At 42.7% G+C, this 25451-nt stretch carries 26 protein-coding genes; 10 read left to right on the plus strand and 16 right to left on the minus strand.

The window, feature by feature from the left end; all coding sequences use genetic code 11:
* The first annotated feature begins 2 nt into the window (after positions 1-2).
* Both R8269_RS06415 and R8269_RS06420 read left to right on the plus strand, forming a co-directional pair.
* The gene (locus R8269_RS06415; protein ID WP_258476648.1) at positions 3-902 is read left to right on the plus strand and encodes an immunity 49 family protein; all 900 of its coding nucleotides are present in this window, start codon (positions 3-5) and stop codon (positions 900-902) included.
* Between the two features lie 342 nt (positions 903-1244).
* On the plus strand, positions 1245-2465 hold the full coding sequence (locus R8269_RS06420; protein ID WP_258476649.1) for an ammonium transporter: 1221 nt from the start codon (positions 1245-1247) through the stop codon (positions 2463-2465).
* Between the two features lie 32 nt (positions 2466-2497).
* Here R8269_RS06420 and R8269_RS06425 read toward each other — a convergent pair whose 3' ends face one another.
* A complete protein-coding gene (locus tag R8269_RS06425; RefSeq protein ID WP_258476650.1) occupies positions 2498-2671 on the minus strand; it encodes a hypothetical protein in 174 nt (57 codons plus the stop codon).
* 118 nt (positions 2672-2789) lie between these two features.
* Here R8269_RS06425 and cobB point away from each other — a divergent pair, with 118 nt between their 5' ends.
* Entirely contained in the window at positions 2790-3521 is a 732-nt protein-coding gene (gene cobB / locus R8269_RS06430) for a Sir2 family NAD+-dependent deacetylase (RefSeq protein WP_005377522.1), read from the plus strand.
* Positions 3522-3609: 88 nt separating this feature from the next.
* On the opposite strand, the gene R8269_RS06435 is transcribed toward cobB, so the two are convergent.
* From R8269_RS06435 to potA, 5 genes are all read right to left on the minus strand, one after another.
* Positions 3610-4647 (minus strand): extracellular solute-binding protein, encoded by a 1038-nt coding sequence (locus R8269_RS06435; RefSeq protein WP_258476651.1) that lies wholly within the window; start codon positions 4645-4647, stop codon positions 3610-3612.
* A 249-nt stretch (positions 4648-4896) separates the two neighbouring features.
* Positions 4897-5928, minus strand: coding sequence for an extracellular solute-binding protein (locus R8269_RS06440; protein ID WP_161440757.1), 1032 nt, complete (start codon positions 5926-5928; stop codon positions 4897-4899).
* Positions 5929-6030: 102 nt separating this feature from the next.
* Entirely contained in the window at positions 6031-6801 is a 771-nt protein-coding gene (gene potC / locus R8269_RS06445; protein WP_005389180.1) for a spermidine/putrescine ABC transporter permease PotC, read from the minus strand.
* A complete protein-coding gene (potB, locus tag R8269_RS06450) occupies positions 6801-7661 on the minus strand; it encodes a spermidine/putrescine ABC transporter permease PotB (protein ID WP_318222487.1) in 861 nt (286 codons plus the stop codon). The genes potC and potB overlap by 1 nt, the downstream gene beginning before the upstream one ends.
* Positions 7642-8757, minus strand: a complete 1116-nt coding sequence (gene potA, locus R8269_RS06455) for a spermidine/putrescine ABC transporter ATP-binding protein PotA (protein WP_017634901.1) — start codon at positions 8755-8757, stop codon at positions 7642-7644. Before potA ends, potB begins: the two co-directional genes overlap by 20 nt.
* 400 nt (positions 8758-9157) lie before the next feature.
* Here potA and R8269_RS06460 point away from each other — a divergent pair, with 400 nt between their 5' ends.
* The 4 genes from R8269_RS06460 (at position 9158) to ttcA (ending at position 12553) form a co-directional block, all read left to right on the plus strand.
* Positions 9158-9955, plus strand: coding sequence for a hypothetical protein (locus R8269_RS06460; protein ID WP_005377508.1), 798 nt, complete (start codon positions 9158-9160; stop codon positions 9953-9955).
* Positions 9948-10784 (plus strand): glucosaminidase domain-containing protein, encoded by an 837-nt coding sequence (locus tag R8269_RS06465; protein WP_017634900.1) that lies wholly within the window; start codon positions 9948-9950, stop codon positions 10782-10784. Before R8269_RS06460 ends, R8269_RS06465 begins: the two co-directional genes overlap by 8 nt.
* 13 nt (positions 10785-10797) lie before the next feature.
* Positions 10798-11460, plus strand: coding sequence for a DUF2987 domain-containing protein (locus R8269_RS06470; protein ID WP_005377504.1), 663 nt, complete (start codon positions 10798-10800; stop codon positions 11458-11460).
* 199 nt (positions 11461-11659) lie between these two features.
* Positions 11660-12553, plus strand: a complete 894-nt coding sequence (ttcA, locus tag R8269_RS06475; protein WP_005377502.1) for a tRNA 2-thiocytidine(32) synthetase TtcA — start codon at positions 11660-11662, stop codon at positions 12551-12553.
* 140 nt (positions 12554-12693) lie between these two features.
* Here ttcA and uspE read toward each other — a convergent pair whose 3' ends face one another.
* The 10 genes from uspE to ccoN all read right to left on the minus strand — a co-directional run bounded on the left by uspE (position 12694) and on the right by ccoN (position 21695).
* Positions 12694-13641 (minus strand): universal stress protein UspE, encoded by a 948-nt coding sequence (gene uspE / locus R8269_RS06480; protein ID WP_005377500.1) that lies wholly within the window; start codon positions 13639-13641, stop codon positions 12694-12696.
* Between the two features lie 180 nt (positions 13642-13821).
* On the minus strand, positions 13822-14568 hold the full coding sequence (locus R8269_RS06485) for an FNR family transcription factor (RefSeq protein WP_005377497.1): 747 nt from the start codon (positions 14566-14568) through the stop codon (positions 13822-13824).
* 90 nt (positions 14569-14658) lie between these two features.
* Positions 14659-15339: a sulfite exporter TauE/SafE family protein gene (locus R8269_RS06490; protein ID WP_213885302.1), complete on the minus strand. Its 681-nt coding sequence runs from the start codon at positions 15337-15339 to the stop codon at positions 14659-14661.
* An 8-nt stretch (positions 15340-15347) separates the two neighbouring features.
* Positions 15348-15512 (minus strand): cbb3-type cytochrome oxidase assembly protein CcoS, encoded by a 165-nt coding sequence (ccoS, locus tag R8269_RS06495; RefSeq protein WP_005377493.1) that lies wholly within the window; start codon positions 15510-15512, stop codon positions 15348-15350.
* Between the two features lie 15 nt (positions 15513-15527).
* Positions 15528-17891, minus strand: coding sequence for a heavy metal translocating P-type ATPase (locus tag R8269_RS06500; protein WP_213907247.1), 2364 nt, complete (start codon positions 17889-17891; stop codon positions 15528-15530).
* A 4-nt stretch (positions 17892-17895) separates the two neighbouring features.
* The gene (locus R8269_RS06505) at positions 17896-18372 is read right to left on the minus strand and encodes a FixH family protein (RefSeq protein ID WP_005377489.1); all 477 of its coding nucleotides are present in this window, start codon (positions 18370-18372) and stop codon (positions 17896-17898) included.
* Positions 18373-18477: 105 nt separating this feature from the next.
* Entirely contained in the window at positions 18478-19452 is a 975-nt protein-coding gene (gene ccoP / locus R8269_RS06510) for a cytochrome-c oxidase, cbb3-type subunit III (RefSeq protein ID WP_005377487.1), read from the minus strand.
* A complete protein-coding gene (locus R8269_RS06515) occupies positions 19452-19625 on the minus strand; it encodes a cbb3-type cytochrome oxidase subunit 3 (RefSeq protein ID WP_005377485.1) in 174 nt (57 codons plus the stop codon). Before R8269_RS06515 ends, ccoP begins: the two co-directional genes overlap by 1 nt.
* Positions 19626-19634: 9 nt before the next feature.
* A complete protein-coding gene (gene ccoO, locus R8269_RS06520; protein WP_005377475.1) occupies positions 19635-20255 on the minus strand; it encodes a cytochrome-c oxidase, cbb3-type subunit II in 621 nt (206 codons plus the stop codon).
* A 12-nt stretch (positions 20256-20267) separates the two neighbouring features.
* Positions 20268-21695, minus strand: coding sequence for a cytochrome-c oxidase, cbb3-type subunit I (gene ccoN / locus R8269_RS06525; RefSeq protein ID WP_005396488.1), 1428 nt, complete (start codon positions 21693-21695; stop codon positions 20268-20270).
* Positions 21696-21952: 257 nt separating this feature from the next.
* Between ccoN and R8269_RS06530 the strand changes: the two genes are divergently transcribed.
* The 3 genes from R8269_RS06530 (at position 21953) to R8269_RS06540 (ending at position 25315) form a co-directional block, all read left to right on the plus strand.
* A complete protein-coding gene (locus R8269_RS06530; RefSeq protein WP_213907248.1) occupies positions 21953-22309 on the plus strand; it encodes a hypothetical protein in 357 nt (118 codons plus the stop codon).
* Positions 22310-22422: 113 nt separating this feature from the next.
* Positions 22423-23604 carry an FIST signal transduction protein gene (locus tag R8269_RS06535; RefSeq protein ID WP_005377472.1) on the plus strand — a complete coding sequence of 394 codons (1182 nt, stop codon included), beginning with the start codon at positions 22423-22425 and terminating at the stop codon, positions 23602-23604.
* Positions 23594-25315 (plus strand): ATP-binding protein, encoded by a 1722-nt coding sequence (locus R8269_RS06540; protein WP_005377471.1) that lies wholly within the window; start codon positions 23594-23596, stop codon positions 25313-25315. Before R8269_RS06535 ends, R8269_RS06540 begins: the two co-directional genes overlap by 11 nt.
* Positions 25316-25451: the final 136 nt, after the last annotated feature.

Consider the following 25451-nt stretch of genomic DNA (forward strand, 5'->3'; position numbering starts at 1 on the left):
AAATGCAAAGCAAAGAATCGGTCAAAGTTGTAGAGCGCAAAGCAAATCCTGAACTTGACACTCAAGCCATTGTGAATCGGAAAAAATTTATAAACCGGCTCTTAGATAACAGAAAAGAAGGTCTTAAAATCAGGCGGGAAAACCTGGTCAGTCTTGGTGATTTTGCCATTGACCAGGTTCGCTGGTATACCTGGTTTCAAGCCTCACATGAAGATGAGCAAATATGTACCTTGCGTCTTTATGAAACTTCGCTAATGGGCGCATGTTATCATCGGCTCGCTATGTATCAGAAAGAACCATTAAGTATCCAGATACTCGGCTATCCAGAAGTGACATGGGATGGGGAAGGTATTTTAAAAACAGGCTTCATTTGTCCTTCAATGTGGCTAGATGCGTATTTTACTTCGGTGATTGTGCGTGATAAACCTAGCATGGACGTATTGGCGAACTTTCCGATTTCTTTGATGAGACAAAGCTCTACTAAAGCGGGTGAATTGTCTTACATGTTAGTAGATGTCATCCAGTCGTTTCATAATCGCACATCGGACTATCCTGATAAGCTCGTCGCAGCAATGGACGCAGCGGTAGCCCAAGGGGATAACTGGGCGTTGGAAATTGCGATGGGGATCCTAGAAACCTTCGCAGCGCTCACTACTAACATTGGTTATGATTTTGAGGAAGTGCTCGTTAAAAACCTACAGTTCCAAGAGAAATATCATCTTAGAGAATTAGGACCAGATAGGATAGGCATCAGAACTTTTATCAACTTCCCTCTGCTTGGCATGGCTTGCATGTGGTACGACAAAGGCAACCGTCTATCTGTTGAAACTGGTTGGCTTCCTCCCTATCTTGTCGAAGGACGTTGGTTAGAAGATGTAAAAGCAGGGAAGATCACTCGATAAACCCCTTTAGTTAGCAATTCCGTATATGAGCCACCTCTCATGGGGTGGCTTTTACGTTTATGGTAGAGAGTTTGCTGTTTGTTGAACCATATAGTGCGCATTATGTTGGTGCACTAAAACCATATTGGTGCATTTATTAGCATGTTAAACACCATTTCAAGAATACGTAATTTTATTAAAGTTCATACAAAACAATAAATTAAAGCGTAAGTGTTAGAAATATAAATTATGGAATGAGAATTGCTCTGTTAGACGCTCTATAAATTAAGTTCACCAAATTGGTGATGAGCCTAACTTTGATGCACAGGATAAGTGCGCTACAGATCAACGGAGACAATCATAATGAGTGTAACTGCCAATCAGGTACACGGCGCTGTACAAACTCTCACGCAAAGTTCCGACACACTTTTCTTACTACTTGGCGCAATCATGGTTTTTTTGATGCATGCTGGTTTTGCTTTCCTTGAAGTAGGAACCGTGCGCCAAAAGAACCAAGTTAATGCTTTAGTTAAAATATTGGCTGATTTCGGTATATCCGCCATCGCGTATTTTTTTATTGGATACTGGGTCGCTTATGGCGGCACCTTCTTTGCTGATGCAGAGACATTATCTCAAGGCAATGGTTACGAGTTGGTGAAGTTCTTTTTCTTGCTGACCTTCGCTGCAGCGATTCCTGCTATTGTTTCTGGTGGTATCGCAGAACGAGCTCGTTTTTATCCGATTCTAATCGCAACATTTTTCACTGTCGGCATCGTATACCCGTTATTTGAGGGAATGATCTGGAACGGAAACTTTGGTGTTCAAGCTTGGTTTGAAAATACCTTTGGTTATGGCTTTCACGACTTTGCAGGTTCAGTTGTTGTGCATGGTGTTGGCGGCTGGATAGCGTTGGTTGCCGTTGTGTTTTTGGGCATGAGAAAAGGCAGAGTTCGAGCAGGAAAGCATACCAACTTTGCACCTTCGAATATTCCGTTTTTGGCTTTGGGAGCTTGGATCTTATGTGTGGGGTGGTTTGGCTTCAACGTCATGTCAGCTCAAACCGTGTCAGGCATAAGTGGCTTGGTGGCTATGAACTCATTGATGGCAATGGTCGGGGGCATTGTCGCGTCACTGTTGGCTGGTAAGGATGACCCTGGCTTTATTCATAACGGCCCACTAGCTGGCTTGGTTGCTGTATGTGCGGGCTCAGACTTAATGCATCCTATCGGTGCTTTAGTGACAGGTGCGATTGCTGGCGTGCTATTTGTTTATCTTTTTACCCACCTACAAAACAAAACCAAGATTGATGATGTGCTAGGTGTCTGGCCTTTACACGGTGTATGTGGCGCTTGGGGTGGTATTGCCGCTGGGATTTTTGGTCAAAGCGCATTGGGTGGGCTAGGTGGCGTGAGCATTATCGTTCAGCTTCTAGGAACGCTTTTGGGCCTTTCCATCGCAGTGCTTGGGGCGCTTGCAGTCTACGGCGCGATTAATACCAGTATGGGACTAAGGCTTTCAGAAGAAGACGAATTCAATGGCGCTGACCTAGCCATTCATAAAATATCTTCGACCAACGAGGATTGAGGCCAATATGGGAGCGGCATAAAGCCGCTCTTTTAGCAATTGCCTTTCTTGGCTTGGCCTGGAGGACAGAAATTACCATTACCTCGATGGTCATCATCATTGGTGCTGACTCTTACCTTTACATCATCGACTTCGCTGTCAACATTGGTAAGTTGACAGCCTGCCAAAGTCAGAAGCAATGTAAACGTTAGAGATACTTGTCTCATTGCTGTTCCTCTTAAATTGTAATTCTAATAGTGACCATTACGACTATGGTCTAATCCATATTACTACTGTTGCTATTCTTTCAGTGTTAAGCTAATGAAAAAACAGCAAGGATGAGTTATGAATTTCCCTTATAGAAATATTGTAGTACTTACTGGTGCAGGTATCTCGGCCGAATCTGGTATTCAAACATTTCGTGCGCAAGATGGCCTATGGGAGAATCACCGTATCGAAGATGTAGCAACGCCTGAAGGGTTTGCTCGCGATCCGGACCTTGTTCAAGACTTTTACAACCAACGCCGCAAGAAACTTCAAGATAATGCGATAAAGCCTAATGCAGCGCATGAAGCATTAGGTCGTCTAGAGGCTGAGTTAGAAGGTAAAGTGACGGTCATCACTCAAAATATAGATAACCTTCACGAAAGAGGCGGCAGTCAGAATGTGATTCACATGCATGGTGAGTTGCTCAAGGCCCGCTGTAGTGAATCTAACCAAGTAGTAGAGCACAATGAGGACATTAAGACAGGCGAACTTTGTCACTGTTGTCAGATCCCTTCACAAATGCGACCACATATTGTTTGGTTTGGTGAAATGCCACTGCGAATGGGTGATATCTACGCGTCATTAGAAGAAGCAGATTTGTTTATTTCTATTGGGACTTCTGGCGTTGTGTATCCCGCAGCAGGTTTTGTTCATGATGCAAAAATGCACGGCGCACATACCATTGAAATTAACCTAGAACCTAGTGCGGTAGAAAGTGAATTTGAGGAGAAACGCTACGGAAAAGCAAGCGTTGAGGTTCCAAAATTAGTTGACGAGATACTGGCTCTAGAAGGAAAAGAAAGAGCGTAATAACTTCAACAGGAAGAGTTTTTGTCTTGTCATTAAGAGCAAAAAAGCGGCTCATGAGCCGCTTTTTCATATCTTTAAAACTAACGAATTAGTTATTCACTTTTAGCTTTTGGAAGTACTCATCGTACATTACGCTCGCTTCGCCAACTTCATCTTGCCAAGTACCGCTGTCCATCACTTCTTGTGGTGGGAAGATGCTTGGATCATTAGCAAATTCTTTCGGTAGCAGATCGTGTGCCGTTTTAACTGGAGTAGGGTAACCAATCTCTAGTGCGATTTTAGCTGCATTCTCAGGACGTAGTAGGAAATCGATCATCTTATGAGCGGCGCCAACGTTCTTCGCGCCAGTTGGAATAGCTAAGCTGTCCATCCAGAAGATAGTGCCTTTTTCTGGCCAGATGATGTCGATGTTCGCGCCTTCTTGACGAGCCATGTATGCAGAACCGTTCCAAAGCATGCCTAGTGAAACTTCACCCGCAAGGTAAGGGTTTGCAGGAAAGTCTGAGTTAAATACTAATACGTTTGGCATTAGCTTTTTCAGTTCTTCGTAAGCGGCTTTGATTTCTTCTGGGTTAGTCGTGTTTGGTGAGTAGCCAAGCTTAGTCAATGCAATGTGGAATACTTCGCGAGAATCATCCATCAGCATTAGTTGACCTTCCCACTTGCTATCCCAGAAATCATCCCATTTAGAAACCGATGACTTGTCTAGCATGTCAGCATTGATACCAATACCGGTCGCACCCCAAATGTATGGGATAGAGTAGTTGTTGTTCGGATCGAACGGTTTGTTTAGGAAGTTAGTATCAAGATCGGTAAAATGAGATAATTTATCTTTGTCGATCTGTTGTAGCATGCCTTCTTTACGCATTTTAGAGACGAAATAGGTAGACGGTACTACCAAGTCGTAACCAGAACCTTGAGTTTTTAGTTTTGCGTACATACTCTCGTTAGATTCGTATGTAGAGTAAATAACTTTGATTCCAGTTTCTTTTGTAAAGTCTTCAAGAACTTCGTTTGGAATGTATTCCGACCAGTTGTAGAAATACAGTTCTTGATCAGCAGCCATTGCAGGGGTAGCGATGAGCGTCGCTGCACATAGAGCGCTTGCGTAGAATTTACTTTTCATTTGTTTTCCGTTTTGTTTCGCGATTGGACAAGTCAATACTAGCTGGAGTTATCAAGTTGAGCCAAATCGCAGTAAGCACAAATATGTTCATTTAGCTTGAATATCGTTGTCTCCTTGTTATGAGACGATAAATCTATGATACCAAGACAAACAAACCTAGCAACGCGCGATTATATCAGCCTAAGACAAAAATAGGCAGCGTATTGCTGCCTATTTTCCTATGGTTGATGACTTGTTACACAAGCTAGATTATTGTCCCGCTTTCAGCTTTAGGAAGTAATCTTCGTATTTAACGGTTAGATCACCAACCGCATCTTGCCATTCAACGCGGTCAAGGTCTTCTTGAGAAGGGAACAGTGGTGCAACGTCTTTAAACTTAGCATTCGATTCTTCCACCGCCGTTAGGTAGCCAGTATCACGAGAGATTTGCTCTGCGATTTCTGGGCGCAGTAGGAAGTCAATCATCTTGTGAGCGGCTTCTACGTTCTTCGCACCGGAAGAGATAGCGAAGTTATCAACCCAGCCGATACCGCCTTCTTTAGGAAAAACGAGTTTAAGGTTCAGGCCTTCACTTTGTGCCGCTGCGGCGCTACCGTTCCAAAGCATACCAACGCCCACTTCACCAGACATGTAAGGTGCGCCAGGGTTGTCAGAGTTGAAAACTAAAACGTTAGGCATCAACTTTTGTAGCTCAGCGTACGCTTCATCGATTTGCTTAGGGTCTTTTGAGTTACCTGAGTAGCCAAGTTTACGCAGAGCGATATGGAACACTTCACGAGTGTCGTCCATCAACATTACTTGACCTTCAAGCTCAGGCTTCCATAGGTCAGCCCAGCTTTGGAAGTCGTTTGGATCGTACATATCTGCGTTAACCGCTAGGCCTGTAATCGCAACAACGTGTGGGATAGAGTAGTCGTTACTTGGATCGTAAGGCTTGTCTAGGTAGTTTTTATCTAGGTTGCCGAAGTTTTTCAGCTTAGTCTTATCGATCTTTTGTAGCATGCCTTCGTCACGCATCTTCGCCACGAAGTACGTTGAAGGTACTACTAGGTCATAACCTTGGTTATGAGTTTTTAGCTTTGCGTACAAAGTTTCGTTCGACTCGTAAGTCGAGTAGATCACTTTGATGCCAGTTTCTTTAGTAAATTGCTCTAGGATATTACTGTTGATGTAAGGACCCCAGTTCATAAATACTAGTTCTTTCTCATCCGCTGTCGCTGTACCAGAGAACAGAGAAAGCGCACATGCACTACCAGCTAATAGAGTAGCCCATTTTTTCATTGACGTTAGCTCCAAACCAAACGTTGTCCAATTTTGGACGATAGATAGAAAAACAGAATGGCATGTAACCATTCTGTTTCGTGATGTTAACAGGTGCGGATTCTACTTCACTTTTTCTCTTGCTAGCAACTGAGAAATTACTACCAAGACCAAAGAAACAATCAACATCACCGTTGCTAGGGCGTTAACTTCCGGTGAAATGCCCACCTTAACCATTGAGTAAATCTTCAATGGCAAGATTTCGTATGTTGGACCCGTTACAAACGAACTGATGATCACATCGTCCAAAGACAGGGTAAAGCTCAATAACCAACCTGCGGCAACCGCTGGTTTAGCGAGAGGAAGGATGATCTGTTTCAAGATAACCCACTCGCTTGCACCAAGGTCTTTTGCTGCTTCCAACATTTTCACATCAAAGCCATTTAAGCGGCTGTATACAGTTACCACAACGAATGGTAGACAAAAGGTGATGTGAGCAATCAATAGTGTAAAGAAGCCAAGCTGTGCGCCCAATACCAGGAACAGAGCAAGTAATGAAATCGCCATTACAATATCTGGAGACATCATCACGACAAACAGCATGCCGTTTACCGCACCCTTACCTTTGAACGAGTAACGGAATAGGGCAACGGCCGTTAAGCTACCAATGATGGTTGCTGCTGTCGCTGAGAATACCGCTACGTTCAATGAATGCCATGCAGCTTGCATTAGGCTATCGTTGTTTACTAAGGTTTCGTACCATTTCGTGGTGAAACCACCCCATTTCATACCAAATTTGTTGGCATTAAATGAGTTAACAATTAAGACGATGATTGGCAGATACAAAAATGCATACACCAGCGCCATAAAGCTAAATCTAACTGTGCGTCCCATTAGTCTAGCTCCACTTTCTTATTCAATAGTTTGCCTGCTCTGTAGTAAGCGTAAAGCATCACAGCCATTGCGAAGGTGAGGGCGATACTGGTCGCAGCACCAAATGGCCAGTCACGAGCGTTCAATACTTGGCTCTTAATAACGTTACCAATCAGTAGGTTCTTCGCACCACCAAGAAGGTCAGAGATGTAGAACATACCTAGTGCTGGTAGCAGAACCAACAAACAACCACCGATAATGCCAGGCATTGTAAGAGGTAGAATCACTTTCGTAATGGTTTGGAACTTGTTCGCACCAAGATCTTTCGCCGCCTCGATATAAGTGTTGTCCAACTTCTCGATTGCCGAGTAAAGCGGCAGAATCATAAATGGAAGCAGGATGTACACAAGGCCAATCATTACTGCTGTTTCGGTGTACATAATACGTAATGGCTTATCGATGATTTCCATCGCCATTAATGATTTGTTCAAAATACCTTGTGTACCCAGAACAATCTTCAGGCCGTAAGTACGGATAAGAGAGTTTGTCCAAAAAGGTACGATAACTAAGAACAACATGAATGGGCGCAATTTCTCTGGCATTTTCGCTATGATGTAAGCAAATGGGTAACCAATTACTAAACACAACAACGTCGCCACAATCGCCATGTAGAACGAGTGCATCAGCACTTTCGCATACAAGGGATCGAGTAGACGTAAGTAGTTGTCGAAAGTAAATGTCATTTCGATTAAGTTTGCTTCATCACGCGTTAAGAAACTCGTACCGATAATCATCACATTTGGTACCAACACGAAAAGTGTTAACCAACCGACGATTAAGGTAATGATCGCGTTTTGAAGATTAATCTTCTTGCTTATCATTGAGGACTACCTCCCAGCTCTCAACCCAAGTGATAGCGACTTTCTGGCCAAGTGAGTGGTCCACATCAGGATCATCTTCGTTAAAGAATTCGCTAACCATTACACGCATGCCTGAATCCAATTGGATAACTGAATCAAGCGTCATACCTTTATAGGTACGCTCTGTTACGTGACCTACGATGCCTTTTTCTTCAGACTCTTTGATCTCTTCGATACGTAAGTCTTCTGGGCGAAGTAGTACTTGCAGTTTTTCACCTGCTTGCGCTTCCTGATCGTAGTAAACAACAGACTCGACACCTTCGATTTCTGCACGGATACGTTTCTCGTCGATACGCTCTAGCATTGTTGCGTTGAATACGTTGATCTCACCGATAAAGCGAGCAACAAATAGGTTCTTCGGCTCTTCGTAAATCTCACGTGGAGAGCCATCTTGTTCGATAACACCGTCGCGCATAACAATAATGCGGTCAGACATCGATAGGGCTTCTTCCTGATCGTGCGTAACGAAGATAAAGGTAATACCAAGTTGACGCTGAAGCTGTTTAAGCTCGATTTGCATTTGCTTACGCAGTTTGTAATCAAGTGCAGATAGAGATTCATCTAGCAGCAGTACTTTTGGTTTGTTAACAACCGCACGCGCAATGGCGATACGTTGTTGCTGACCACCAGAAAGCTGATGAGGCTTACGCTGTGCCATTTTTTCTAGGCGCACCATGCGTAGCGCTTCCATTACTCGTGGTTCAATGTCCGCAGTAGGCGTTTTCTGCATACGAAGACCAAAAGCGACATTCTCATATACGGTCATGTGTGGAAACAATGCGTAACTTTGAAATACCGTGTTGACGTGCCTTTGCTCTGCAGGAACCTGTGTTACATCCTGGTCATCCAAAATAATTTGACCGTTATCTGCCGTTTCAAAACCTGCAATCATGCGTAAAACTGTTGTCTTACCACAACCAGAAGGCCCGAGAATCGTCAGAAATTCACCATGATTAACATCCAGATTTAAATTACCGATGATTTCCTTACCATCGAAACTTTTACTAATACCAGATAAACGAATAACTGGCTTTCCTGCTTGCGGTTTTGCGTTCAACGTCTGTATTTCCCCCACGTTCAAGCCGGGATTATCCCAGCTGATGTGACACTAACCATTCACTTTTGAGGCGCGCATCATAATCACCAAAAGTGTGAAATTAAAGCATTTTCTTATCTTGAAACAGAAATAATTTTGCAGGAAAAAGCCATCATTCCTTACCATACTGTTTTTATGAGATTAATTGGCATCTAGACACAGTTTGATAGCACTAAACTTTGTTCAACAATTGTTTCAATTTCATGACCTTGAAAGTGGTTAATTATCAACCATACAGTTGAGATTGCAAGGATTGTAGGTGAGTTGTGATGTTAGATGTGGAAAGATTTCTTTATAATGACGATTACATTAATTGACTGGAATTCCAGTCAAAATTTTACAAGTTAGTCTTGGATAAACTATGAACGACGATTTTGAGAAAGATTTCAATCTTGGGGGGAGTGTAGAGCGAGCTTTGTCTGGCAACTACGAGCTTAAAGCTGGCGCGGTTTTTAACGAAGCTTGGCGAGCAACCATCCAGCACTTTTTATCATTTTCTCCTGCCATTATTGTATTGCTTTTTGTCCAATTAGGTATTTTCTATATTGCATTAAAACTGCAGTTGGGCGATTTGACCGTTATTCTTGATGCATTTGAGAACCCAGAGTCGTTCACAAACGATATTGTGTCTTCTATTTATGTCGCGAATTTCAGTTATGAGGTGATTAGCGCACCAATTTATGCGGGGATCAGCTTGATGGCTATGAGCCATGTCGCTGGCCTGAAGACTAAGTTGCGCCATGTTGGAAAGGGGTTGCAGTTCACCATTCCTGTTATTCTAGCAACGCTCATGAGCTTAATGCTACAAGGTGTAGTTGGTATGATTTTTCCTTTACTGTCGCTGTATCTTTCCTTGGCATTTAGTCACTCTATTTTGTTGATTTGTGAGAAAAGGGTGCCACCAATGCAAGCGTTGCTGTTATCACTTCGCGCAATCAACAAGAAGATTTTTGTGGTCGCGGGGCTTTACTTAGGCGTGATGTTAATGTTTATTATTGCAGCAATGTTCTACGGTATTGGCTTGATTTTTGTGCTGCCATTCTTCTTCCATTTGAAAGGCATACTCTACCGCGAAATGTTTGGAATTAAGCTTAAGATCGTTACAACACAGAAAAACGATAATGATCACGATGGTAACTCACAGGTGTTTGATGCCTAATTCTTTGAAATCAATAAGTTTACGAGTGGCGGCAACCTGTATAGCCGCCACTTTCATTTCTATAGGCCCATATTTACACTACGAGAAACAGTTTAAATATGTGGAAAATCCTGACGTACTCTCTGGCAAGATTAAGCATGTCGATTTATCACACTTGCCATACATCGGTGATATCCCAGACTTCAATTCAATAAAAGATACGAAAGAGAAAAAAGCTGCTTTTTTTGATTTTTTAAGGCCTAAAATTGCTCTTGAGAATCAACGAATTCGTCATGAGCGGGCCTTTCTTACCTCTTTAAAGGTGGGACAAGTGACGCAAGAACAACAAGAGTATGCTCAGCGGTTATCATCTCTGTATTCGTTGCCCTTGAGTAACGATAAGATTGATCAAGCATGGCTAGACGAGATGCTTGTGAGAGTGAACGTCTTACCAGAAGCGTTGGTTCTAACTCAAGCGGCAAATGAATCTGCGTGGGGCACTTCTCGTTTTGCTACTCAAGCAAACAACTTGTTCGGCCAATGGTGTTATAAAAAGGGCTGTGGAATTGTTCCAGCGCAACGTGGCGCTAACAAAGTTCATGAAGTTGAAAAATTCGATTCTGTACAACAGTCTGTTCATGGCTACTTTATGAATGTTAATCGAAACCCAGCGTATGCAGACCTGCGTGAAATCAGAACATCTCTGGCTGAAAAGAACAAGGGCTTGTTAACGGTCGCAACCGCGTCAGAGTTAACGCATGGGTTGCTAGCCTATTCTGAACGTGGCATCGCCTATGTACACGATCTTCGCGCTATGATTCGTCATAACAACGCCTACTGGACGCAATAAAATAACGGATAAAATGAAAAAGTTAAGCCTAAGTCTGTTGGGAAGTGCGGCGCTAATTCTTGCATCGCCGATAACCCAAGCTCAAGAGTACATGTTCACGTACTCAAAGTTATATACTCAACTAAAAAACAACAATAAAGAAGGGCATGACGATGTGAAAGTTGGTGTCTTTTTTGTGGACGCAAAAACTAAACAAATTTGTACGATAGAAAAAGCTTGGATGGAAAAAGAAGAGCACTATGAAGAGTTTGTTATCCCTGCTTCACAAGAGTTGCCTTTACCAGTTGATAAAAACTTAAAGTCAGCGAATCCGTTGGTTTTTGTCGATACCCCAAAAGATACACGTTGCGATTACTCACTTGTCGTGATGACCAAAGAACCATTACAGGGTAACGTTTCTTACGAGCAACTTAAGCCTCTTCTACCTCAAATGCAGACGATGCTGGAAGATTTAGGCGGTATATTTGCGGGTTGGTTTACACCGGAAGTTCAAGGTGTGACGATGGAGTTTGCAAATCAACTGAATGATAAAGTGATTTTCTCAAACGGAACCGAAAAGCCAATTGTCAATGGCAAGATACAAGTCGCACTAAGTGAAATAGGGCAAGGTGGCACAATGACACTACCAGAACCGACGATGCGAGTGCTACCTTATCTGCCTAACGCAAAGAAGTGAACACTGAGAGTTTAGAAAGGGCTGCAATTGCGGCTCTTTTTTCAGTTGTGACCGTAACTAAAGTATCTTTCACACTCTTTTCTTAAAGACTCAATAAGACAAGCATTTAATCCTGCGTAAAAAGCTCGTATAATCCACGCCCCAAAGAAACCCATGTTAGGAAGTCCTAGTCGATTTATCGGCGATGTGAGAGCCCGCAATGAACCAAATAGATACAAGAAAAGAAACCCTAGAATTCAACAAGCTTCAGAAACGCCTGAGAAGACATGTTGGAAATGCCATTACTGATTACAACATGATCGAAGAAGGCGATGTTGTGATGGCATGTATTAGCGGTGGTAAAGATTCATTCGCGATGCTTGATATCCTGCTGAATCTTCAAAAAGCCGCACCGATCAAATTTGAAGTGGTTGCGGTAAACCTAGACCAAAAACAACCGGGCTTCCCTGAGCACATTCTGCCAGAGTATTTCGAAACACTGAATATCCCTTACTATATTGTCGATAAGGACACTTATTCCGTCGTAAAAGAGAAGGTACCAGAAGGCAAAACCACTTGTGGTCTGTGTTCACGCCTGCGACGTGGTACGCTGTATTCATTTGCAGAGAAGATTGGTGCAACTAAGCTTGCGCTAGGTCATCACATGGATGACATCGTCGAAACAATGTTCTTGAATATGTTCCACGGCTCTCGCCTTAAAGCGATGCCACCAAAGCTACGCTCTGATGATGGTCGTAACGTGGTCATTCGTCCATTGACTTACTGTCGTGAAAAAGATCTGATCAAATACGCTGAGCACAAGGATTTCCCAATTATTCCGTGTAACCTTTGTGGCTCTCAAGAGAATCTTCAGCGTCAATCTATAAAAGCAATGTTGATTGAATGGGATAAGAAGACGCCAGGGCGTGTGGAAGCGATTTTTAAATCAATTCAAAACGTAAGCCCAAGCCAACTAGCAGACCGCGAATTGTTCGACTTTGTTAACTTACCGCTAGATCGTGAAGGTAACCGCGAAGAGTATGAATTTAATGAGGCTGTCGTTTCTTCGACGAATATTGATGAATCAATGTTCATCGATGTTACGAACATCTAACTCGTAAAAAAGGAGGTCAATTAGACCTCCTTTTTTGTACCCAACGCTTTAACTGTTCCCAAACAAAAATCCCCCTGTATTGGGGGGATTTATTAGCGCTTATTTGAAAGCGCTCAATACATAGCAATACTAAGGAGAGATTAGGTTGCTGTATTTGGGTCGAGAGGGCTAATGTAGCCTTTTGGTTTTAGAGCCAACACATCGCAATTTATTTTATCAATTACGTGCTCCGCTGTATTACCAATAAAGACAGCAGAAAGCCCAGTTCGCCCTGTAGTACCTAAAATAACCATTGCAGCATTCAAGCGCTCTGCAGCTGCCGGAATGACATCTTCAGGTAAACCTTGCTCAACTATCGTTTGTTCTTCATCAAGACCATGTTTTTGGCGTAGTGCTTTCATAGCCGTTAAATGATGACCTCGCACTGCATCGGTATAAGTCGTTGGGTCAAATTCAGGAAGTTCAATCGTAATGTTCGCCGGTGTAACGGGGTAGGCGTTAACAAGATATGGCTTGGCCTCAAGCCGAGTGGTGATTTCTTTTAATCGCTCGACCATCGTATCGTTGAGATCAATATGAGTCGGGTTTTCTGAGCCCACATGTACTGAGGCAAGGATACTTGCTTGTTCCGGCCAAGCAGCATTCTTAATAAGAAGCACTGGAATAGGGCATTTTCGCAACAAGTGCCAATCTGTCGGTGTAAAAATGACAGACTCTAAAACATCATGCTTACGTGTGCCTTTGATGACTAGGTCATGATTGCCTGCATAGACTTCAGCAATAATCGCCTCATAAGGACGGTTGTGCCAGACAACACAAACATCAAAGTCGAAGCCATCGTTTAGGTATGGTTGAGCAATTTTACGCATCCACTGCTCACGCTGATGAATGACACCTCGACGCATAGCATCTCTTTCATCCACTGATAGCATTGACGTCATGTCATACGAGAAATCGTAAATGGATAAAAAGAAAGTGATTCGGCTTCTAGATACACTTTTCTGAGCTAATTGAACAGCTCTTGCAAGTGCGGGCTGCTCATCATTATTGATGTCAGCTACAACAAGGATCTTACTGTATATACTCATAACTAAGCCCACTTCTATTGCAAAACCAGATTCTGAATGTAAATTAAATCAGTATTTTGGAGTACTCACCGTACATTTTTACTGTAGCTTAGTTTGGAGAACTTTTTGAGGACTTTCGAAAGGAATTTATGAGAAATATGATGTAGCTCATTTTCGAGCTACATCAATAATTAGGGTGTATTATTCTTTAGTTACACCAGCAAGTTCCATCAATGCATCGTGGTCTAAGATAGTGATATATTTACCTTTTACGCTTAGGATCTCAGATTTCTGGAAACGACCTAACAAACGACTGATCGTTTCGACTGTAAGACCAAGGTAGTTGCCAATATCACCACGAGTCATAGTTAAACGAAACTCTCTAGGGCTGAAGCCACGCTGAGAAAAACGCGTTGATAGGTTGTAAAGGAAAGCAGCTAGTCGCTCTTCTGCGTTCTTTTTAGAAAGAAGCAAAATCATTTCCTGATCACCTTTAATTTCGTTACTCATCAAACGCATGATTTGCTGGCGAAGCTTAGGCATTTTACCCGATAGATCGTCTAAAATTTCGTATGGGATTTCACATACCATCGACGTTTCGAGTGCTTGAGCAAAGCTAGGGTGGGAGTCACCAGTGATAGCATCGAAACCGACTAAGTCTCCAGCTAAGTGAAACGCTGTGATTTGCTCATCACCTTGCTCTGTGATCGTATAGCTCTTGATGGTACCAGAGCGGATAGCGTATAGCGATTTTAGTTCATCACCGGCCTTAAAAAGCTCTTGTCCTTTTTGAATAGGCTTCTTACGTTCGATGATTTGGTCAAGCTGGTCAAGTTCTGCCTCATTTAGAGTGAACGGGATACACAGTTGACTAATGCTACAATCTTGGCAATGAATGGCGCAACCGCCTGATTGGATACGCTTTGTTGCAGGTTTTTCAGAAATCATAACAACCTTTCACTATTTGATATACATCAATATTTTAGCATCGCTTAATCCTAAAGGGTAGCAAAAATGTCACCTCAATAGAGTTTAACGTTATATGAAACCGAGTAATGCTAAGGCTCCTACAGCGGTATACGTACCATAGCCAATAAGGATTAATGCTGAAATATTTCTAAATATTAATGATTTTTGTAATTTCTGAAAATGATTGGCACCGTATCCAATAATAAGCATTGCAGGTAGCGTTCCGAGCCCAAACGCAAGCATAATTAGGCCGCCGTTCATCGCACTACCAGAAACCGCCGACCAAGTAAGCGCTGAATAAACTAAACCACATGGTAACCAACCCCAAATAAAGCCAAATGGCAACGCGTGAAGAGGATGCTTTAATGGCAACAAACTCTTCCCTGCCGGCGAGATAAAGCACCAGAGATACTGCCCTAGCTTTTCTATTAAAAGTAAGCCTTGCCACCATTTAGCAATATACAGCGCGACCAGAATCATGAATAACGCAGCAATCAGCCTTAACCAAGCAAGAGAATGCGTTAACCCACTAAGCTCAGATAAACCTGATATAGCACCACCCACTAATGCTCCTATTAAGGTATAACTGATCAATCGTCCGAGGTTGTAGAAGAGGGGGATAAGAGGGGTGGTTTTATTTTTAGCAGAAGAGCCCATGGTAAGCAGAGACGCGATACCACCACACATACCCATACAATGACCGGCTCCTACTAAGCCGATCATCAACGCACCGATAAAATCAGGAGTCATAAAGGTCGCTACTTTTTATCACTATTAGATTGGTCTTCTTCGTCGAGAAGAATGTTGTGCCCTTGCCGTTCAAGATCTTCAAACTGATCGCTTCTTACCGCCCAAAGAAAAACGGCGACAGCAACACAAACGAGAACGATAGCGATGGGAATCAATATATAAAGACTTTCCATGTTTGCTTTCTCTACTTATTTCTCTTTGAGCAGGCGCAAAGAGTTAGATACAACGATAATTGAGCTTGCAGACATGCCAACTACTGCAATGTAGGGAGCCACTAAACCTGCGACCGCCAAAGGCAAAATTAACAGGTTGTAACCCAAAGACCAAGCCAAGTTTTCTCGAATAATCTTTCTTGTACGCAGTGCAAGCAAACGTGCTTCTAGTAGCTTTTCGAGATTATCCCCAAGTAACGTCATATCTGCAGAAGCTTTAGCGACATCTGTACCACCGCCCATTGCGACAGAAAGGTGAGCTCCGGCGAGAGTCGGCGCGTCATTGATTCCATCACCAACCATCATAGTGATACTGTTTTCGTCCAAGCTCTTAAGGTATGCAAGCTTATCTTCTGGCTTTGCTGACGCGACGATGTGATCGATACCAATTTCATTCGCCACTGGTTGGGCGTTTGAGAGAGAATCACCAGTTAGCAGGGTTGTCTTAATTCCAGCGTCAGCAAAACGTTGAATAAAGGCTTTGCTTTCTTTTCGGATAGGGTCGCGGTAGTAAAAGCTAGCGACATGCTTGCCATCAACCGACAGATAGACCGCCTGGCTTTCACCACTTTCTTTGCCTTGAACAAAAGCCGCACTGCCTATCTTAACGATTTTGCCATTCCATATCCCTTCAATCCCTGACCCAATCACGTTTTGCACATCAGACACGATAAAGTCATCATTGGCGTAACTTGCAAAAGAGCGAGCGATAGGATGGTTTGCATGAGCTTCTAATGCTGCGGCTAGAGAGAGACAATCTTCTTTTGGAAGATCACTCAACACTTTTGTATCACAGATCTCAATATCACCTTTCGTTAGAGTGCCTGTTTTATCTACAACTAAGTGGTTGATCTTACATAATGTCTCAAACACATGGCCTTTACGAAGTAAAATGCCAAAATTACCCATTCTAGAGGTAGCACAAGTGAGTGCGGTCGGTGTGGCCAGAGATAGCGCACATGGACACGTAGCGACTAGCACAGACAGCATGATCCAAAACGCATCATCTGGTTTTGTTTGATGCCAGTAAAACCAAGTACCAGCAGAGATAATAAGAATCACACCAACAAAGTAACGGGCGACAATGTCTGCAATTTCCGCAATTTTAGGTTTGGAGTGTTGAGCTTCATCTTGTAAACGCACGATGTTAGAAATCATTGAATCGGCCTTTGAGCTTACTACCTCAAGTTCAAATGATTCGTCTCCGTTTAGCGTTCCCGCATAAACAATATCGCCTTCTCGTTTCACAACATGCACTGACTCACCCGTTAGCATGGATTCATCAATATGAATACGGCCTGAAATAACTTTACCGTCAGCGGGGATATGTTCACCAGGTAGAACGCGAATACGATCGCCAACTTTTAGCGTCTTCACGGGTATCTGATCACCGTCCAGCGTTGTAGCAATTGCCGGAATCAACTTAAGAAGGTTACCACTCGCTGCAGCAGCTTTGCGACGAGCGCGCATCTCTAAGAATCGACCTACTAACAAAAAGAAGGTAAACATCGAGATAGATTCAAAGAAGACTTCGCCTTGTTCAGTTACTGTTGCAACTAAACTTGCAACATAGGCAAAGATCAACGCAATAGAAACCGGGACATCCATACCAAGGGTTCGGCCTTTGATACTGCGCCATGCGTTTAAGTAAAATGGAAGAGCGGAATAAAGCAAAACAGGAGTAGCAAAAATCAAACTTACCCAACGAAAGTAACTTTTAAACTCTGGCTCTAAATCACCAAAGACTTCGAGATACAGTGCAACGGCGAGCATCATGACCTGCATGGTTGCTAAACCTGCAATACCTAGCCGATATAGATATTGCTTCATCATTCGATGGTAAGAGGCTTCTTGCTTATCTGCTTCAAAAGGTGCAGCTTTGTAACCAAGTTTATGAATAACGGAAAGGAGCTCGCTTAACCGTACCTGAGTTTTATCCCAGGCTAGTAACGCTCGATTGGTGGTTGTATTAACACGGATAGATACCAACCCGGCCGTATTAGAAACTTGCTTTTCGATTAACCACGCACAAGCGGCACATGAAACGCCTTCCAAAGAAAGGGTTACTTCAGAAACATTTTCGCGATTTCGTACGAATTCAGATTGTACATCCGCATTGTCATAATGAATTAAAGCTTGGAGTTGCTCTGGTACTAGGTCTGCCTTTTCTGCAGGCGCAGTGCGGTATTGGTAATATGATACAAGACCACTATCGACAATAGTCTGCGCCACAGTTTCGCAGCCCGGACAACACATGTCGCGAATTTCACCCAATATTTCTACTTTGAAATCCGTGTTGGCTGGTACATCTTCACCGCAGTGATAACAGGATTTACACATATGCTTACTTCATTAACGGTGTTGAAGAGGCAGGAAACTCAACTTTACCTTGGATCATCCATTGCTTGTCGTGTGGTTGTAGTTCAACAAACCATGGTCCTTGAATAGATTCCTCAGCTTTTAGTCGGTAATTACCAGATGCATCCGCTGTTACAAGCTTTGTGAAGTCACGATCAGGAAGAGTACGATGAGTGAAAGTGGCCGTTAGAGCAGGGTAATGAGGTAGCTTCCCTTTAGCGAAAACAATCACAACATTGTTATTTTCAGAGGAAATCTCAGCGTTAAGACCTAGGTCACGAGCGACATTCATTTTACTAATGTCGATATTAATGCCTTTGCCTTTTTTATAGTAATCCTCGGCGACTAAAGAAACAGAGTTGTTCGAGAAAACGACCACAGTAATCACAGTCCAAACTACGACAGTAAGAGGAAGGATGATTAGGAACCACGGCCAAAATTGTTTATACCAAGGCTTTACCATAAAAAAGTTCTCAACAGCTAAATGAAAAAATGTAAGGCGTTAAATTTAAAGGAAAGACAGCCCCTATGAAAGGGGCTGTTATTGCTATGTTACGTAATATCTCAGTTACTTACTCTCTGAGTTACTTAAACTCCAGACATATGAGGCAACGAGCTGAACTTTATCTTCACCCAAAATGTCTTTCCACGCAGGCATTACGCCTGAGCGTCCGTTCATTACGGTTTCTGTTACAGCTGCACGAGAGTCACCAAATAACCAGTCTTGGTCTGTAAGGTCAGGCGCACCGACTGCAGGGTTACCCTTACCATCGGTACCATGACAAGCTGCACACACTACGAAGCGTGCTTTACCTGCCGCGGCTTCACGAGCATTTACTTTACGACCAGATAGACTAAGTGTGTAACTTACAACTTCTTGAACACCTTGCTCACCAAGGGCATCTTTCCATGCTGGCATTTGACCAATACGGCCGTGCATGATGGTTGTAACGATCGCTGCTGGCTCGCCACCATATAGCCATGCATCATCAGTCAGGTTAGGGAAGCCTTTCTGACCACGTGCATCAGAGCCATGGCATTGAGAACAGTTTTGCAAAAACAAACGCTGACCAACTTTTAATGCTTCAGGATCTTGCGCAATTTCAGGAATTGGGCGTAGACCACTGTCATTGTGCGCAAGTTTACGGAATGCTTCGCCGAAGTAAGCGTCGGCATCATCCAGTTCTTTTGCATATTGGTTTAGTTGCTTGTTCTCTTGTGCTGCAGCGATGGCTTCTTTTGACTCTTCTAGTGAGCGAACGGTTTGAGCCGAACTCTGCCAGTTTAAAAAGCCCTTGAAGCTACCTAGACCTGGGAATAGGGCAAGGTAAACTGCTGCGAACACAAATGTGCTTACAAACAGGTAAGTCCACCACTTTGGTAGAGGGTTGTTTAGCTCGCGAATACCATCGTACTCGTGGCCCATGTCTTCCCCTTCCTCGACGCCCATTTTATCTTTAGCGCACCAAGTCAGGAGAATCGCACAGCCTACTAGCGTACCGACAGTAATCACGATAATCCAGAGACTCCAGAATGTAGTCATTACTTCTTCACTCCTTGGTTATTAGGGGTCTTTTGTTCTTCGTCAGCAAACACCAAGTTGGCATCTTCTTCAAAGCGTGCTTTACGCTTTTTACTAAATGCCCACCATACGATGCCAATAAAACTAGCGAAGAGTACAACGGTATAAATACTATGAATTGTACCGAAATCCATATGATCCCCTTACTTCATTGCATGACCAAGAGACTGAAGGTAAGCGATGATTGCATCCATCTCTGTTTTACCTTCTACTTCTTTAGCCGAATTCGCGATCTCTTCATCAGTGTATGGAACGCCGAACTGATCACGAAATAGCTCAAGTTTCTTCTGAGTTAGCTTACCGTCTAAAACGTTTTCAGCTAGCCACGGGAAACCTGGCATGTTTGACTCAGGTACAAGCTCACGAGGATCTAACAGGTGAACACGGTGCCATTCGTCAGAATAACGACCACCAACACGAGCTAAATCCGGGCCTGTACGCTTAGAGCCCCAAAGGAATGGGTGTTCCCAAACACTCTCACCAGCAACAGAGTAGTGACCGTAACGTTCAGTCTCTGAGCGGAAAGGACGAACCATCTGGCTGTGACAGACGTTACAACCTTCACGGATGTAGATATCACGGCCTTCCATCTCCAAAGGAGTGTAAGCGCGCAGATTTTCTACAGGTTCAGTCGTTTGCTTTTGGAAAATCAGAGGAGTGATCTCTACAAGAGCACCCCAACTGATAGCAAACACGATAAAAATAGCCAACAAACCGACATTACGTTCTAAGATTTCATGGCGATTATTAGAATTATTACTCATTCTTAAATCTCCTTATGCCGGATGTGGGATAGCTTTTAGGCTTTCTTTAGGTGCACTTACCGTTTTGTACGTGTTGTATGCCATTAGGAACATACCTGATAGGAAGATAAATCCGCCTAGGAAACGTACAAAGTAGAACGGATAAGACGCTTCTACAGACTCAACAAAGCTGTAAGTTAGCGTACCGTCAGAGTTAACCGCGCGCCACATAAGACCTTGCATTACACCAGAGATCCACATCGCAACGATGTAAAGAACGGTACCGATTGTTGCTAGCCAGAAATGCACATTAACTAGACCAACAGAGTACATACGCTCTTGGCCAAATAGGCGAGGTACCAAGTGATATACAGAGCCGATAGAGACCATCGCAACCCAACCTAACGCACCAGAGTGAACGTGACCAATGGTCCAGTCTGTGTAGTGAGAAAGTGCGTTAACCGTCTTAATCGACATCATCGGGCCTTCAAAGGTAGACATGCCGTAGAACGACAGTGAAACGATTAGGAAACGTAGGATAGGGTCATAACGAAGCTTATGCCATGCACCAGATAACGTCATAATACCGTTGATCATACCACCCCAAGAAGGAGCAAATAGAACCAGCGACATAACCATACCTAGAGACTGAGTCCAGTCTGGTAGCGCTGTATAATGAAGGTGGTGAGGGCCTGCCCAAATATATAGAGAAATAAGTGCCCAGAAGTGAACGATAGATAGACGGTAAGAATAAACAGGACGTTCAGCTTGTTTAGGAACGAAGTAGTACATCATACCTAGGAAACCAGCGGTCAGTAGGAAACCTACCGCATTGTGTCCATACCACCACTGAACCATCGCATCCACTGCGCCCGAGTAAATCGAGTAAGATTTACCAAGTGACACAGGAATAGCCATGCTGTTCACGATGTGAAGTACTGCTACTGTGATAATAAAGGCACCGAAGAACCAGTTTGCCACATAAATATGTGACGTGTTTCGCTTCACTAGTGTGCCGAAGAACACCACCGCATATGATACCCATACTAGCGCAATTGCGATATCAATAGGCCATTCTAGCTCAGCATACTCTTTACCCGATGTTAAACCGAGAGGCAAAGTAATGGCTGCTGCCAGGATGATTGCTTGCCAACCCCAAAAGGTGAAGGCAACGAGTGGGCCACCAAAAAGACGTGTTTGACATGTGCGCTGTACAACATAATAAGACGTTGCGAACAGAGCACTGGTACCAAACGCAAAAATTACCGCATTAGTATGCAGTGGACGTAAGCGACTGTACGTCAACCACGGCGTATCAAAGTTTAGCTGTGGCCAAACTAATTGAGCGGCAATCAAAACACCAACAGCCATACCAACTATGCCCCATAAAATGGTCACAAGGGTAAATTGGCGAACGACTGTATAGTTGTAGTTTTGTTCAAGCTGCTTTACTTGGCTCATTTGCATGCTTCCAATTTCTAATTAACTACACTTTTACTTCCAACACGACTTGCGTCGTAACACCACCCAAGTAAACTCTAGAATTCAAGTGTTATCATCACCTTATTTCCATTGCTGACTTTAATAAAAAGTGGCATTTTCAGCGTGACACTATACTTGAATTAACAATTCAATGACAGGGTAGTAACCTTACTGGACCTCTGGAAATCATTTTTTATTTAAAAAGTTTGAAGTTTGTAACAAGGATATTAGTAATTATGCCTGCACAAAAGTTAACAAAGGCGCGACTTGCACAAATCTTAATCATGCTCAGTGTTTTAATAAGCGCATTTTTCTGGCGTACCTTTACACACGAGAGTGTTAATAGCGTTGACTGTTCACAAAAAGAACGATGCGATGTAACAATTGAAGGAGAAATAATCACGATTAATCGTGACTCAATGGGAATTTCGCTCGAAACGACAGAAAGTAGCACTCTAAAAATTGATCTAAATCAATCTGGTAATTTTATCAATCTCAACGAAAAGCATAAGTCAGTAGAATGGGACATCATGCCTGAATCGAAAAAAATCACCTTTAAAAAAGGTGAAAACATTGTTGTAGTTCAATTATAAATACGATCTATCACGAGATAATCGTAACTTATTAATGAAATTAACACCTTCTTACCTAGAGAAAATTGGTTGGAATGGTATAACAGCAGAGTGATATCCAATTATAAAATCGTATGCATTGCCAATCAGTTTTTACTCATATTAAAGATGAAGACTCAGCGATAAAAACGCTCAGGTCCGAATTGACACAACAGAACTTGTCTTACGTGATGTGTTACTACACGGAAGAATACAATTTCGAGTTGATTCGAGAAGCGTTTCTTGCGCATTTTCCTGGTGTGCCTTTTCATGGCGCCAGTTCATGTCAAGCCGTAATGACAGATCAGGGCTTTCATACAGGCCCAGTAATTGCGGCACTTGCTGTTTATGATACAGGTCCTCATGCTTATGGTACTGGTATTTCTAATCACAACTCAGGTGACAGCGTCACCAAGGCTTTGGATATGGCCCTTGAGAACGCAAACCGTGTAGGAGAGGTACCAAACTTAATTCTACTTCATGCTACACCAGGGCAAGAGGAATCAATCATTGCGTCTATAGATGAAAGATTTGGAACTCTAATTCCAATTATTGGTGGTTCGGCCGCTGATAATAACATCGCTGGGAAATGGTCTGTGATAACCGCCCAAGGTTCTCAAACTTCAGGTTTAAGCTTAACTCTCTTTTACTCCTCTCAACCTGTTGATATCGCTTTTAGCGCTGGACATACACCAACTAATATCAAAGGTGTTGCAACCAAGACCAACGATAGATGCTTACTTGAAATTGATAACGAACCTGCGCTCAATGTTTATAGAAGGTGGACAAATCACCAGGATAACCAAGTAGGTAAAGATAATATGCTGTTTACAAACTCGAGTGCTTATCCATTAGGGCGGATCGCAGGTCATCTCTATGATCGCCCATATTACAAGTTATCCCATCCGATCCGTGAGACGCAAGATGGTGGAATCGAGTTGTTTACACGAATAGAAGAGGGTGACGAGCTCACATTAATGAAAGGAAGTCGTGAGCATCTCGTTGCGCGCGCTGCAAAAGTCGTCAATGCCGCTTTTAACCAAAAATTAGAAGAGTCTCGAAAAATTGGAGTGATAAATATCTTTTGCGCAGGTCCCATGTTGCACTTAATGCAAGACATGAATAGCGTTTGTGAACAAATTAACCAAGAACTAGAACATTTGCCTTTTATTTGCCCTTTTACTTTCGGCGAGCAAGGTAGATTTATTGGTGGTGAGAATGGACATGGAAACCTGATGATTTCATCGGCTATATTCCATAAACCTTATGAAAGATAAATACTTAGACATATATCAACAGGAAGCGCTTCAAGAAGCGTTAGTTGAGCTAAAGCAGGCTAGACAAAGAGAACGACTACTCGCCGATGAAAACAAGGCCATTCTTTCCGCGATATCTGCGATGAGTGAGGCAAAGAATCGGCATGAGATATTTACGGGATTAAACAATGTCCTCAAAAAGTACATCAACTTCGATGATTTTATTGTACTGACTCGTGATGGTGAACGATATCCCTTCAAGACATTGATATCAACTAATAGCGTATTTGATAATGTATCCTGGTTACACGGTAACACCTATCAAAGAGCTCTCAATGGTGAATGCATTCTACTGTTCGAGCCAGATAAACTCGCTGAGTTTGTTAACTTAAACAGCTTTATAAAAAGCCATGTAAACTCGGTCGTTTTAACTGGTATACGTTCAGAAGTAACGCAAACCGTAATCCTACTTATTGGAGCTCAGAAAGGGCACTTTAGCATAGAGAATAAGGAAACCTTGAGGCGGTTTCGTCCCTTAATTGAAAGGGCGGTCATTGATATCGAGACCAAAGAGAAGTTACAACGTATCGTTGAAGTAAGAACAACTCAGCTCGCTAAAGCAAGAGAAGAAGCAGAGCTTGCGAACCGGTCTAAGTCGGAGTTCTTAGCGATGATGAGTCATGAAATAAGAACCCCTTTAAATTCCGTTCTTGGAATGCTAGATATACTGAAGCAATCAACCTTGTCAGAAGAACAAATTGATGCTTTGAGCCAAATGGAGTGCTCTGCAGAGTTACTTCTCGCGATAATCAGTGACATTCTTGATCTTTCTAAAATCGAGTCAGGTCGCTTTCAGCTCAATGAACAATGGATTAACTTAAGAGACACTGTCACTTTTGTTATTTCTCAGCAAAAACAAATAGCTAAGAAGAAAAATCTTAAATTCAAGCTCAACTGTACTGTCACTAATGACAAACAATTTTGGATTGACTCCACGCGGTTATCTCAAATTCTGTTTAATCTAATAGGGAATGCAATAAAGTTTACAGACGAAGGTGAAGTAAAAGTTTCTGTATCTGAGCAAGATGCTGAACTTGTGATCTCAATATCTGACACTGGAATTGGTATATCTAAAGCAAAGCAAGAGCATTTGTTTACGGCATTTCATCAAGGAGACCGTTCCATCACGAGACGCTTCGGTGGTACAGGACTGGGGCTCGCAATAACCAAGCATTTAGTCGAAATGATGCGTGGAAAGATTGCCGTTAAAAGTGATGAGCATGTTGGTTCAACCTTTACGATTTCGATTCCAGTTTTGACTCGTTGTAATCAAAATCGTCCAGTTAGAATCGAAACCAATCAACCGACAAAAGCAATGGAACTTCTCGTCGTAGAAGATACCGAATCGAATCAGTTCGTAATAAAGCTTATCTTAAATAAGCTTGGCCATAATGTTCATATCGCAAGCCATGGAGCAGAGGCATTAACATTTTTAGAAGAGAATGAGGATTTAATCGATTTGATTCTCATGGATGTCTCGATGCCAGTGATGGATGGAATTACCGCAACAAGACTTATTCGAGATAAAGGTCTCAGGACCCCAATTATAGCGTTAACTGCACATGCGCTAGAAAGCGATAGAGATAAATGCCTGGATGCCGGTATGGACGGATTCATTTCCAAGCCAGTTAGAAGACAAGATATCTTTGAAGCTATACAGTCATTTCAATAAGTAAAAAGGCGTTAATATAGATCTTAACAATCGATAGATTATTAAGATCTATATTAAGTATTTTATGGTAAATAACCATTATGTTTAATGCTAAAGCCCTTAAATTTAAAATCTGCAAGGGAATAGGAGCATACTC

It is taken from the genome of Vibrio sp. Vb0667 (assembly GCF_033391095.1).